Source organism: Bradyrhizobium sp. TM239, assembly GCF_036247985.1.
In the GTDB taxonomy this organism is placed as follows: domain Bacteria; phylum Pseudomonadota; class Alphaproteobacteria; order Rhizobiales; family Xanthobacteraceae; genus Bradyrhizobium; species Bradyrhizobium ottawaense.
The window spans coordinates 478,814-491,267 of the sequence record NZ_BTIR01000008.1 but is presented as its reverse complement, the minus strand read 5'-3'; the positions used below and the strand labels follow the sequence as shown (position 1 = coordinate 491,267).

The following is a 12,454-nucleotide window of genomic DNA, read 5'->3' as shown; positions in this document are numbered from 1 at the left end:
CGATCGGCAAGAACGAATGTGTCCGGAATTCAGGCCACGCGTGAAGGCACCTGATGGGTGGACGAGGGACGAGGCCGCGAGTCTCAAATACGGCGCCTCGATGTTCGTGCCCAACGGGACGAGGTTTGGCAAAGCCGAAGTGATCATCTATGCCGAAGGCCGCTACAACAAGGATCGGACCGAATTGGTCCAATGGGTCGCAACGAGCGATAGGGATTGGGCGACGACATCCGGCAAGAATGCCAAGATCACCACGCTTCCCTCGGTGAACCCCAAGATCGTTGTCAACCGCTACGACAATCCGTCCCTGAAGGACCAGCCGATTGAAGTGATCGCGCATTACGCAGATCTCGACAAGGACGGCAATTCCTACGTCGTGCGGCTAGCGGTCTCCGGCCTCAACGAGACGGCGGTGCTGGCCGCCGTGCCACTTCTCGACGAAATGATCGCTGGCGCGAGGATTCCGTGAGAGCGTAAGCCCAAATGGCAGCTGCCGTCGGGCGGGAGTGGGCGGCTTTGAAAGTTTACATTCGTTGTCTCAGGCACACCCGAGCGACACGAAGCTGACCTTGGGCCCAGCCGCCTGATCCATATCTGATCTGCCTGATTGACCGGCCTGAGCTAGTCCCAATCGCCCACAATTACAACCCTTTGCAGAGCGTTCGGGCGTGCTATGGATGAATCACCTGCCGTGAGTGAGCCATGAGCGCCGAACAGTCGCCCAAAATCGTGATCGTCGACGAAAGCCCGATCCGCGCTGCGATCCTGGAGGAGGGATTGCGGGAGGCTGGATTCACGCAAGTGGTCCATATCCGCGAGATGCAGAGCCTGCTCGCCCGTATTTATGCGGTCGACCCCGACATCATCCTGATCGATCTGGAGAACCCCAGCCGCGACGTGCTGGAGGCGATGTTCCAGGTCAGCCGCGCCGTGAAGCGGCCGATCGCGATGTTCGTCGACCAGAGCGATTCAGCCTCGATCCAGGCCTCGGTCGAGGCGGGGGTGTCCGCCTACATCGTCGACGGGCTGAAGAAGGAGCGCATCAAGCCGCTCCTCGACCTCTGCGTGTCCCGCTTCAACGCCTTTGCCAAGCTTCAGGAGGAGCTCGAGCGCACCAAGTCGCAGCTCGAGGACCGCAAGATCATCGAGCGCGCCAAGGGCATCCTGATGAAGGTGAAGGGCCTCACCGAGGACGAGGCCTACGTGCTGCTGCGCTCCACCGCGATGCGCGAGAAGAAGAAAATCGGCGAGATCGCGCAGTCGATCATCACCGCGTCGGAGATGCTGAAATGACCGCCCCCCTTCGCATCGGGTTCATTCCGCTGGTCGATGCCGCAGCCCTGATCGTTGCCGTCGACAAGGGATTTGCCGCCGCCGAAGGGCTCGAGGTCGAGCTGGTGCGCGAGGTGTCCTGGTCCAACGTCCGCGACAAGCTCAATATCGGCCTGTTCGACGCCGCGCATCTGCTCGCGCCCGTGGCGATCGCGTCCTCGCTCGGGCTCGGCCACGTCAAGGTGCCGATCGCAGCCCCCTTCAATCTCGGCATCAATGGCAATGCCATCACGGTGTCGCCGGCGCTTCATGCGGCGCTGATGGAGGAGATCGACGGCGATCGCTTTGACCCGATGGTTACGGCGAAAGCGCTGGCGAAAGTGGTGGCCAAGCGGCGCAAGGCCGGGGCAGAGCCGCTGACCTTCGGCATGACCTTCCCGTTCTCGACCCACAATTATCAGCTGCGGTTCTGGATGGCGGCGGCCGGCGTCGATCCCGACGAGGACGTGCGCCTCGTGGTGCTGCCGCCGCCCTACATGGTCGACAGCCTCAAGAGCGGCCATGTCGATGCATTCTGCGTCGGCGCGCCCTGGAATTCGGTCGCGGTCGATCTCGGCATCGGCCATATCCTGCATTTCGTCTCCGACATCCTGGTGCGCGCCGCCGAAAAGGTGCTGGCGGTCCGTCAGGTCTGGGCCGACAAGAATCCGGACGTGGTCGCTAGCCTGGTGCGCGCGGCGGTGAAGGCCGCCGAGTTCATCGAGAGCCCTGCGAACCTGGCCGAGGCAGCGCAGATCCTGGCGCGGCCCGAGCGGATCGGCGTCGATGCCGAGGTGATCCAGCGCTCGCTCGTCGGCCGCCTGAAGATCTCGCCCGAGGGTGAGGTGCGCGAAAGCGGCCGCTACCTCCTGGTGGGGCGGGAGGAGGCAGGGCGCCCCGATCCGGTCCAGGCTGCCTGGCTCTATGCGCAGATGGTGCGTTGGGGGCAGACGGCGCTCACTCCGGAGGGCGTCAAGACGGCGATGGCCGTGTTCAGGCCCGACCTCTACGATGCGGCCGTTGGCCGCCGCCCGCCCGAGCAGGCTGCGACCGCGTTCGGGGCATTCGCCGGCCCGGTTTTTGATCCTGACAACATCCGGGGGCATCTTGAGGCCTTCGAGGTCGGGCGCTGGAAGGCTTGATTCGGTCTGCGCCTTTTTTAGGCATGCATTCCAGCTGCCTAAAATTTGATCCCGCTGCTCGAATTTCGTGAAAGTGCATCGCCCGGGATTTCCCGGGGAGGCGCCTAATCATCTGAAATAGCGGTATTTTCCATTTTGACCAAGCTGGCACGCAACTTGAATGTTGCAGTGCGGCCAGCTTGTCACAGGTGCCTGCTGAGCCGAGTCCCGCAGCAACGAAGCTGATCGGACCGTTGGGTAACGAAGCCGGCTCCTAAGGGCCAGCCCAGTTCCTCGCGGGTCGCGCCAATGTCCGTCGATGCCACCCAGGTGGCCGCAGGAGCTTCGTTACCGACCATGAAAATCGATACGCTCGCAGTCGACTTCACCGACGAGCAGAAACGCTATCTCGAAGGGTTTACGACCGGTTTGCAGATCAGCCGGGTCGGTCGTGGTCTCGGCGGCGGAGGCGGCGCCGGCAAGGCGAATGCCGAGCCCGTTGGTCCCGACGCCGTGCACATCAAGGCGCAGGACAAGGTGATCGCGTCGGGCAAGAAGCTCGCGGACCAGGAGAAGTTCAAGCGCGACGAGCATCCCTTCGATGCCTATCCGCGGCTGCGTCAGCAGGCGCACGACAACACGCCGCCGAGCCCGGCGGACAATTTCCGCTGGCGCTATTACGGCATCTTCTATGTCGCGCCGACGCAGGACTCCTACATGAGCCGCCTGCGGATTCCGAACGGCATCATGAAGCATTGGCAGATGTCGGGCCTTGCCGATCTCGCCGACGAAACGTGCGGGCCGTACAGCCACGTCACGACGCGCGCCAATCTGCAGCTTCGCGAGATCCCGCCGAAGAATGCCGTGAAGCTGCTCGAGGGCATCCAGGAGCTCGGCCTGTGCTCGCGCGGCTCCGGCGCCGACAACATCCGCAACGTGACGGGAACGCCGACGGCCGGCATCGACCCGCAGGAAATCATCGACACGCGGCCCTATGCGCGCGAATGGCACTACCACATCCTCAACGATCGCTCGCTCTACGGCCTGCCGCGCAAGTTCAACGTCGCCTTCGACGGTGCCGGCAGGATCGCGGTGCTGGAGGAGACCAACGACATCGCCTTCACCGCCTTTGAGGTGAAGGACGGTTTCGGCGTCGAGCCGGGCGTCTGGTTCCGCCTCGGCCTCGGCGGCATCACCGGCCACAAGGACTTTGCAAAGTACTCCGGCATCATCGTCAAGCCGGAGCAGGCGACGGCCGTCGCCGATGCCATCGTGCGCGTGTTCATCGACCACGGCGACCGCACCAACCGCAACAAGGCGCGGCTGAAATATGTGCTCGACGCCATGGGCCATGACGGCTTTCTCAAGCTCGTCGAGGAACGATTGAAGACGCCGTTCACGCGCGTGCCGGAAGAGGCGTTTCAGCCGCGCCCCGCTGCGGATCGCATGGCACATGTCGGCGTGCACAAGCAGAAGCAGGACGGCCTCAACTGGATCGGCGTCTCGCTGCCGCTCGGCAAGCTCACCTGCGATCAGATGCGCGGTCTCGCCAAGGTCTCGCGCGACCTCGGCGACGGTGAGATCCGCCTCACGGTCTGGCAGAACCTGCTGATCTCAGGCGTGCGCGACGAGAACGTCGAGCTTGCGATTGCCGCGATCAAGCAGATCGGGCTCGCGGCCGAGGCCTCGCACATCCGCGCCGGCCTGATCGCCTGCACCGGCAATGCCGGCTGCCGTTTCGCGGCGTCCAACACCAAGCGCAACGCGGCCGAGATCGGTGACTGGTGCGAGCCGCGCGTCGCCATGGACAAGCCGATCAACATCCACGTCACCGGCTGCCACCATTCCTGCGCGCAGCATTACATCAGCGACATCGGCCTGATCGGGGCGCGCGTGCCGGTGAACGAGGACGATACGGTCGAGGGCTACCACCTCTTCACCGGTGGCGGGTTCGGCCCCGACGCCGATGTCGGGCAGGAGGTCTATCACGACCTCAAGGCCGAGGACGCGCCGAAGACGGTCGAGGGACTGCTCAAGGCCTACATCGCCCATCGCTCGTCGCCCGACGAAACCTTCCTGTCCTTTGCGCGCCGTCACGACGGCGAGACGCTGCGCAAGCTTGCCGATGCACAGGTGTCCGCATGAACCAGATCACGCCTCCGCCGAAACTCGATATCATTCCCGCGAGCGCACCGTTCTCCGATGCGCAGCGGTCCTGGCTGAACGGCTTCTTTGCCGGGTTGCTGTCGCCTGATGTTGCCGCGCCGCTGTCGGCGGAGCAGGGCGCCGCCGTCATGCAAGGCGCAGCCGGGGACGGCGACGACGGCGAAGCGCCGTGGCACGACCAGACCATGCCGATCGCCGACCGGATGAAGCTCGCCGAGGGGCGCCCGGTGCGCCGCAAGATGATGGCGGCGATGGCGCAGCAGGATTGCGGCCAGTGCGGCTACAATTGCCACGACTATTCGGAAGCGATCGCGGGCCGCAGCGAAGCCCGGCTCAACCTCTGCGTTCCCGGCGGCAAGGAAACCGCGCGGATGCTGAAGTCGCTCTACGAGGAGCTGGACAAGACACCGGCGGCCAAGACAAGTGACAAGGCTGCTGACAAAACGGACGCGGTGACCGCGCCGGCCGTGACCGTGACGATCGCAGAGCCGGGCCGCTCGCGCGACAACCCCGTGACCGCGACCTTCCTGTCGCGCCGTCTGCTCAACAAGGGCAAGTCCGAGAAGGAAACCTATCACGTCGAGTTCGATCTCTCCGAGAGCAAGCTCGACTACGTCGTCGGTGACAGCTTTGGCGTGTTCGCGCGCAACGAGGTCGGGCTCGTCGACCAGATCATCGCTCTGCTCGGCGCCTCCCACACCACCAAGGTCAACGGCAAGACGTTGCGCGAGGTGCTGATCGACGACGTCTCGCTGTCGCCGGCACCCGACACGCTGTTCGAGCTGATCTCCTTCATCACCGGCGGCGCGGCGCGCGAGAAGGCACGGGCGCTGGCGCAGGGCGAGGATCCCGACGGCGATGCCGCCACCCTCGATGTCATGGCGGCGTTGCAGAAGTTCTCCGGCACGCGGCCGCATCCGGAGGCCTTCGTCGAAGCGCTGGAGCCGCTCCAGCCGCGGCTCTACTCGATCTCGTCCTCGCACAATGCGACGCCCGGAAAGCTGTCGCTGACCGTCGATTCCGTGCGCTACGTCATCGGCAAGCGCAAGCGCCTCGGCGTCGCCTCGACCTTCCTCGGCGAGCGCATCGGCGAAGGCGAAAATCTCAAGGTCTATGTGCAGAAGGCGCACGGTTTCGGCCTGCCGCAGGACCCGAAGACGCCTGTGATCATGATCGGCCCCGGCACCGGCATTGCGCCGTTCCGCGCCTTCCTGCTCGACCGCAAGGCGACCGGCGCGCCCGGCAAGAACTGGCTGTTCTTCGGCCATCAGCGTAGCGATTGCGACTTCTTCTACCAGGAGGAGCTCAACGCGATGAAGACCTCGGGCCTGCTGACGCGCATGTCGCTGGCCTGGTCGCGCGACGGCGAGAAGAAGTTCTACGTGCAGGACCGCATGCGCGAAGTCGGTCGCGAGGTCTGGACCTGGCTCGCCGAAGGCGCCCATCTCTACATCTGCGGCGATGCCAAGCGCATGGCCAAGGATGTCGAGCGCGCGCTGGTCGACATCGTCGCCCAGTTCGGCGCGCGTTCGACCGACGAAGCCGTCAGTTTCGTCGCCGAGCTCAAGAAGACCGGCCGCTTCCAGGCTGACGTCTACTAAGGCTGTCACTCCACCGTCATCCGAGCCGGTTCCAGCTGGCTCGGATTTGAACGAATGAGATTCTCGGAACCTCTATCTGGAGAGAATTTACGTCTGCGATGCGGCCCGTTCGAAGCAGGCGCATCGCTATTTGCTCCGGCATCTTGCCTCCCGCCCTGGTTGATCCCTCATAATCCCGCAAATGGGGCGTTGGAGATCGACCATGCGCGAACTATCGGCGGAAGCCAGGCTGCACTTTTACGCGCGCTCGCTCTCGCGGCAGACCCGGGCGAGCATGCATCATGTTGGGCTTTACAGCGCATTCGCCGTGATCGCGGCGATCGTGTTCGGGACGTTGTCGGTGCATCCGTTCTAAAGCTCTCGCAGGGTGGGCAAAGCGAAGCGTGCCCACCACCTGCCTCAATCATGTAGACATCGTGGGCACGGCGCTATGCGCCTTTGCTCACCCTACGGCACTTGATGTGTCTCACGCCCCGCGCTTGAACGGCGCGACCTCGATCCCCGCATCCTTCAAGGCCTGACGCAAGGTCCGCGCGATCTCGACCGCGCCATGCGTGTCGCCGTGGATGCACACGGTGTCCGTGCGCATCTTGATGACCTTGCCCGTCACCGAGACCACCGCGCCGTCCTGCACCATGCGCACCACGCGGTCGGCGATCGCCTTGGCGTCATGCAGCACCGCGCCGGGCTTCTTGCGCGAGACGAGGTTGCCGTCGTCCTCATAGGCGCGGTCGGCGAACACCTCGTGCACCATCGGCAGATTGGCGTCCTCGCCGGCCTTCACCAGCTTCGAATTGGCGAGCACGACGAAGATCAGGCTGGGATCGACCGCCCGGATGCCGGCGGCGATCGCCTTCGCCGTCATGTCGTCCTCGCAGGCGACATTGGAGAGCGCGCCGTGCGCCTTGACATGCGTCACCTTGTGGCCGGCCGCGGTCGCGATCGCCTGCAACGCGCCGATCTGGTAGGCGACGAGGTTCTCGATCTCGGACGCCTTCAGGCCCGCGATCGGATGCCGGCCGAAACCGTGCAGGTCGCGATATCCAGGATGGGCGCCGACCGAGACGCCGCGCGCTTTCGCCAGCTCGACCGTTCGGCGCATGATGTCGGGGTCGCCGGCATGGAAGCCGCAGGCGACGTTGACCGAGCTTGCAAGCTCGATCATCGCAGCGTCGTTGCCCATCTCCCACGCGCCAAAACCTTCGCCGAGGTCGCAATTGAGATCGATCGTCTTCATGGGTGCTCTCCGCCTCTGGTCGTCGTGTCGTTTAGGGCTCCGCCGTCACCTGCCAGGTCCCGGCATCCATGGCGCTCACCGCATAGCCCGCGACGTTGGCATCGCTGAGCGCTTCGATGTTGAGCGCGACGGTGTCGGCAGAGCGCAGGCGATCGGGCAGGTTGCGGATCAGTTGCGCGAACTTCCTCGCCTCGTCCTGCGCCTCAGCCATGCCGACCGCCTTGAAGCGGAACGCGGTTCCCGCCGAGGTCTGGGCGAGGCGGCCGACATCGGCAGTGATCACCGTTGCGATCTTCGGATAGCCGCCGGAGGTGCCGCGGTCCATCATCAGCGCGATCGGCGAGCCGTTGCCGGGCACCTGGATGCTGCCGTTGACGGTGCCGTCGGAGACGATGTTATGGCCGTGCAGATGCTTGATGGTGGGGCCCTCGAGGCGGTAGCCCATGCGATCTGAGGTCGCCGAGATCTTCCACTCGCTGCCCAGGAACAGCGCCTTGTTGGCGTCGTCGAACTCGTCGTCCTGCGGACCCAGCACGACGCGGATCGGGCCGCTCACGGGCTTTGGCAGCTCGATGCGCAATTCGCCCGCGCCGCTTGCAGCATCGACCGAAAATTCGTCGCCGGCCTGCAGCGGGCGCGGGTAGGGGCTGCCGAGACCGGCGCGAGCGTTGACCGCGAGGCTGCCGAACACAGGCTCGCCTTTGATGGCGCCTTCGATCGCGAGATAAGTGAACGCGCCGCCGCGGGCAAAGCCCAGCGTCAGCGTCTCGCCGTCCTTCAGCGTCACCGATGTGTCCATCGCGACCGGGCTTCCAGCGACGTCCGCATTGCGCGGTGCGCCTGAAATCGCCACGCGCACGGCGCCGTCACGTGCGGTGAAGGCCGCACCGAACGGACCGATCTCCACAGTGGCTGCGAACGGCTCGTTGCCGACCAGCGTATTCGCCGCGGCCAGCGACAGCCGGTCCATGGCGCCGCTGACCGTCAGGCCGTAGCGCTGCGCGCCGTGGCGGCCGCCGTCCTGGACCGAGCTTGCAGGGCCGATGCTGGCGACGACGAGCCGGCTCATGCGAGCACCTGCTCAGCGATGATCTCGCCGGCTTCCGCGGCGCGGTCCAGCTCCTCGAACGTGTTGTGGTCGATGGCGAAGAACGTCACGCGATCACCGGGTTCGGTGAGGAAGGTCGGATTGCGGTGCAGTTGATAGGTTCTGACAGGCGTGCGGCCCAGAAGGTGCCAGCCGCTCGGGGCGGCCAGGCACTGGATCCCGGCCTGGATGCCGCCGATCGAGATCGTGCCGGCGGGCGTGAGCAGCCGCGGATTCTGCCGCCGCGACATGTGCAGGGATTTGTCGAGACCACTGAGATAGGACCAGCCCGGCGTGAATCCGATCATGGCGACCTTGTAGTCACCGGCGACGTGACGGGCGACGATGTCGTCGGGGGTGGTGCTCAGCGCCTTGGCGACATCCTCGAGATCGATGCCATGCTCGCCGCCATAGGCGACGGGAACGCGCCAGCGGCGCGCCTTGGTCACCGGCGGCGGCGGCTGGATAGCGATCGGGAGCAGCTTGTCGCCGAGCGCGTCGAAACCGATCTTGCCGGGATCGTAGTGCACCAGCAGAGAGCGATAGGTCGGCACAGTCTCGGTGATGCCATCGATGGGGCTTGCTGCAAGCGCCTTGTCCAGCGCCAGCACGCGCTGGTTGGCATCGTCGTCGATGGTACGGCTGAACTCGACCGTGACGGCGCTGTCGCCACTGGGCAGAAGGCGGGGCGGGGGGAGCGTCGCGGCCATTGAGCTGTCGAAGAGCTGTCGAAATCGGGCTTTTGCAGGAGCGGGCTCGAAGTTCCGCTTCACCCCTGCTTCGCGTAAATGCGCCCGCAAGTCCAATAAATTAATGCAGGAGGCCACGATAAGGCTTTGTTATCGCGTCGCATAACAGCCCACCGGCCCTGCATTATTGATAGCCTCTTGGCCCTTGACGCAAGGGCTGCGGCTCGCAAGATGCGCGCGTTGTTTCCCGCACCTCGGAGCTCGTCTGTTTCCATGTCGCTGTCCCCCGAAGCCCGCAAGATTCTCGCCGGCATCACCACTGCCACCATCACCACGGTCCTGCTGAAAAAGGGCCTGCGCAATGTGTGGATGCGGGGCGCGCGGCCGCTGCGCCCAGGCCTGCCGCGTCTGGTGGGGCCGGCCTTCACGCTGCGCTTCGTGCCGGCGCGCGAGGATCTGGCGACGCCGGAATCCTGGTCGTCGCCGATCTCGACCCGCACCGCGATCGAGGCGATGCCGGAGGGCTGCATCGCCGTGGTCGATGCCATGGGCATCACCGATGCCGGCATCTTCGGCGACATCCTCTGCGCCCGCATGATGAAGCGCGGCGTCACCGCGCTCGTCACCGACGGCGTCGTGCGTGACGTCGAGGGCGTGCTCGGCACCAATCTTCCGGTGTGGTGCGACGGCTATGCCGCGCCGCCCTCCGTGGCCGGTCTCACCTTCGTCGGCTGGGGCGAGCCGATCGGTTGCGGCGGGGTTGCCGTTTTTCCGAACGACATCGTGGTCGCCGACCAGGACGGCTGCGTGCTGATCCCGCAGGCGATGCTCGACCACGTCCTCAACGAGGGCGTCGAGCAGGAGCGCATGGAGGCCTGGATCGTCAACGAGGTGAACAACGGCGCGGTGCTGCCGGGCCTCTATCCCATGAACGCCGAAACCAAGGCGCGCTACGCCGCCAGCAAGAAGTAATCGGGAAAGAAGCGAGGTTATCCCCATGGAGATCACTGTAGCAGGCACGCGGCCGACCCGCCGCGCGCCCAAGGAAAACTTCACCGGCACCGTGTGGCAGGACCCCGTGATCATGGCGCCCGCGCCGGCACGGTTGAACTGCTCGCGCGTCGCGTTCGAGCCGGGGGCGCGCACCAATTGGCATCACCACCCGCTTGGGCAGACGCTCTACGTCATTTCCGGCGTCGGCCGCGTCCAGACCAAGGGCGGTCCCGTCAGGGAGATCCGTCCCGGCGACACCGTCTGGATTCCGCCGGGTGAGCTGCACTGGCACGGCGCCACGCCGACCAACGGCATGTGCCATATCGCCATGCAGGAGGCGCTCGACGGCGTCTACTCGACCTGGCTGGAGCCGGTGACCGACGCGGAGTACGGCGCGGCGGTCGGCTGAGGCCTTCGTGTCCCGGACAAGGCGCATCGCCCAAGGCGATGCGTCGCAGAGCCGGGACACGGCAACCTACATCCGTTCCGCCGTCCAGGTGCCCGTGCACAGCGGGCCGCGCCAGGTGCCGGAGCCCGAGGTGCCGCTGAGCCGGCCGAAGCCGACGGCGCGCTTGATGCCGGTGCTCAAGGTGACGTTGATGCTGCCGGCATCCGCCACACGGCCCGATGCCGTTACCGCGGCGCTGGTCGATGCGATCTGCCCATTGTTGATACCGATCGCGACGGTGGCGCCGTTGCCGCAGGTCTCGCTCGAGGACGAGATCCGCACGTTCCAGGCGCCGTCGAAGCTGGTCGATGCTGCATTTGCCTGTCCGCAGAGCAGAGCGAGGGCCCAGATTGCAGCAAAGATACCCTTGCAAAGATGTCGCATGACACGCCCCATTGGCTGAACCTGCGGGGCATCGTGTCACGACACCGGGTGGGCCGATGTGAGAGGTGTCACGCATGAGACCGGACGGTGCCATCGCGCCGAGCGCCGCCGCATCAGCCAGGCAGAGCCGTGAACGGGGGCGTTCTTGCCATCACCTTGTTTTCGCGGTGCGATTGATCACGCGCGCCAGCGAGACGGCGGAGTTTGTATCGACCAGAGGGGCCTTGCCGACCGTCTTTCGCAATGCGAACGCCTCGGACGCAAAAAGCTTGTCCGGATCGTCCGGGGCGTCCTTGATGCCGGTGAGCAGGCGGATTTGCATGCCCTTCAGGAGCTCAGTCACGGCCGGCTTGGCGATTGTCTTGTCGTTGGGGTCGGCCAGGAGTGCCTCTTCCCAGCCGCGGTGAGCATTTTTCGGTGTCACGCGCTCCACGAGCTTGTCGTAGCTGGTCTGGTAGGCGCCGATGGCCACGAGACGATCGCTCTCGGCGAGTTCAGGCGAAATTATCACCTCGGAGCGCAGGGTCAGCATCTGTTCGTCCGCATGCTCCAGCTCCCGCTTCATGATGCTGCTTGCAACACCCTGCCAGTGTCGATGAAATCCGAGCTGCGTGAGCGGGTTGATCGTATCAGGCCCCTCGGGCAGCAGGCTGGCTGTGAACTCTATGGCCAGGAGGCAATAGTCCAGGCCAGACACACGCTGGCCGTCCAGCAGCAATCTGTCGTCGGTCACCATCAGTCGCTTGGCAACCGCTTCGTCGAGATCGGAGCCGGCAACCAGGAGATAGCCGCTGCGGCCGAGCGCATTGCCGTCGGCATAGGAGAACAAGGGCGTGACGATGTTGAGTCCGAACAGACCGGAGACCCGGTCGTAGATCTTTTCAGCCACACGCAACCCGTCGGAAACACCCGGCGCGAGCCCGGTCTGTGTGGTCAGGTCGGCGGCCAATTGCAGGACCTGCTGCGCGACGTCGTGAAACGGAAGGCGGAACAGCCCGACGAACAGGGACAGATTGTCCTGCTTCATGGGCGCGCGCCTGACGGCGTAGATGTTCTTGAAGTCGACGTAACCTGGAGCGGCACCGGCCGCCTTCAGCTGAGCGGCGATCTCGTCATTGCTCAAGATCGTGGGCCGGCGCTGACGCCCGTCGCCGAAGCTGAATTCGGTGAGCACGACGCCGAGCGGAAGGAACGAGCTGAAAAACTTGCCGCCCTCTTGCAAGCCCATTTCGACCATACGCACGCCGAAATAGCTCGCTTCGGGCAGGAAGTTCTGTCCCGCTGTCATCGCATTGCTACCGCTCGACGCGACGTAACCGACATATGGGCGCCGCAACTCGCGGCTCGCCCAGTGCTCCACGACGTTCTTGAGTGTGGCCCAGACTGTCATGACATCCTTCCACTGCAAGCTGCTCAC

General features: G+C 65.0%; 13 protein-coding genes. 8 read left to right on the top strand and 5 right to left on the bottom strand.

Annotation, left to right across the window (positions count from 1 at the left end):
• The first annotated feature begins 40 nt into the window (after positions 1–40).
• The 6 genes from AABA84_RS16075 (at position 41) to AABA84_RS16050 (ending at position 6,554) form a co-directional block, all read left to right on the top strand.
• On the top strand, positions 41–469 hold the full coding sequence (locus AABA84_RS16075) for a hypothetical protein (RefSeq protein ID WP_246550485.1): 429 nt from the start codon (positions 41–43) through the stop codon (positions 467–469).
• Positions 470–702: 233 nt separating this feature from the next.
• Complete coding sequence (locus AABA84_RS16070) at positions 703–1,293, top strand: ANTAR domain-containing response regulator (RefSeq protein WP_212249469.1); 591 nt, start codon at positions 703–705, stop codon at positions 1,291–1,293.
• Complete coding sequence (locus AABA84_RS16065; protein WP_212249468.1) at positions 1,290–2,453, top strand: CmpA/NrtA family ABC transporter substrate-binding protein; 1,164 nt, start codon at positions 1,290–1,292, stop codon at positions 2,451–2,453. The genes AABA84_RS16070 and AABA84_RS16065 overlap by 4 nt, the downstream gene beginning before the upstream one ends.
• A gap of 336 nt (positions 2,454–2,789) precedes the next feature.
• Positions 2,790–4,577, top strand: a complete 1,788-nt coding sequence (locus tag AABA84_RS16060) for a NirA family protein (RefSeq protein ID WP_212249467.1) — start codon at positions 2,790–2,792, stop codon at positions 4,575–4,577.
• Complete coding sequence (locus AABA84_RS16055) at positions 4,574–6,199, top strand: sulfite reductase subunit alpha (protein WP_212249466.1); 1,626 nt, start codon at positions 4,574–4,576, stop codon at positions 6,197–6,199. Before AABA84_RS16060 ends, AABA84_RS16055 begins: the two co-directional genes overlap by 4 nt.
• A 202-nt stretch (positions 6,200–6,401) precedes the next feature.
• Positions 6,402–6,554, top strand: coding sequence for a hypothetical protein (locus tag AABA84_RS16050; protein WP_212249465.1), 153 nt, complete (start codon positions 6,402–6,404; stop codon positions 6,552–6,554).
• Positions 6,555–6,665: 111 nt separating this feature from the next.
• On the opposite strand, the gene AABA84_RS16045 is transcribed toward AABA84_RS16050, so the two are convergent.
• Genes AABA84_RS16045 through pxpB form a run of 3 tightly spaced genes read right to left on the bottom strand, consistent with a single transcriptional unit; the run spans position 6,666 to position 9,233 of the window.
• Positions 6,666–7,436 carry a LamB/YcsF family protein gene (locus AABA84_RS16045; RefSeq protein ID WP_166096610.1) on the bottom strand — a complete coding sequence of 257 codons (771 nt, stop codon included), beginning with the start codon at positions 7,434–7,436 and terminating at the stop codon, positions 6,666–6,668.
• Between the two features lie 31 nt (positions 7,437–7,467).
• Positions 7,468–8,505, bottom strand: a complete 1,038-nt coding sequence (locus tag AABA84_RS16040; RefSeq protein ID WP_338312487.1) for a 5-oxoprolinase subunit C family protein — start codon at positions 8,503–8,505, stop codon at positions 7,468–7,470.
• Positions 8,502–9,233, bottom strand: coding sequence for a 5-oxoprolinase subunit PxpB (gene pxpB / locus AABA84_RS16035; RefSeq protein ID WP_338308156.1), 732 nt, complete (start codon positions 9,231–9,233; stop codon positions 8,502–8,504). The genes AABA84_RS16040 and pxpB overlap by 4 nt, the downstream gene beginning before the upstream one ends.
• A gap of 252 nt (positions 9,234–9,485) precedes the next feature.
• On the opposite strand from pxpB, the gene AABA84_RS16030 reads away from it, so the two are divergent.
• Both AABA84_RS16030 and AABA84_RS16025 read left to right on the top strand, forming a co-directional pair.
• Positions 9,486–10,184: a ribonuclease activity regulator RraA gene (locus tag AABA84_RS16030; RefSeq protein WP_028144577.1), complete on the top strand. Its 699-nt coding sequence runs from the start codon at positions 9,486–9,488 to the stop codon at positions 10,182–10,184.
• A 25-nt stretch (positions 10,185–10,209) separates the two neighbouring features.
• Positions 10,210–10,614, top strand: a complete 405-nt coding sequence (locus AABA84_RS16025; RefSeq protein WP_212249462.1) for a (R)-mandelonitrile lyase — start codon at positions 10,210–10,212, stop codon at positions 10,612–10,614.
• Between the two features lie 66 nt (positions 10,615–10,680).
• On the opposite strand, the gene AABA84_RS16020 is transcribed toward AABA84_RS16025, so the two are convergent.
• Together AABA84_RS16020 and AABA84_RS16015 are read right to left on the bottom strand one after the other, a co-directional pair.
• Positions 10,681–11,037: a hypothetical protein gene (locus AABA84_RS16020; protein ID WP_338312486.1), complete on the bottom strand. Its 357-nt coding sequence runs from the start codon at positions 11,035–11,037 to the stop codon at positions 10,681–10,683.
• Positions 11,038–11,188: 151 nt separating this feature from the next.
• Entirely contained in the window at positions 11,189–12,454 is a 1,266-nt protein-coding gene (locus AABA84_RS16015) for a hypothetical protein (protein WP_338312485.1), read from the bottom strand.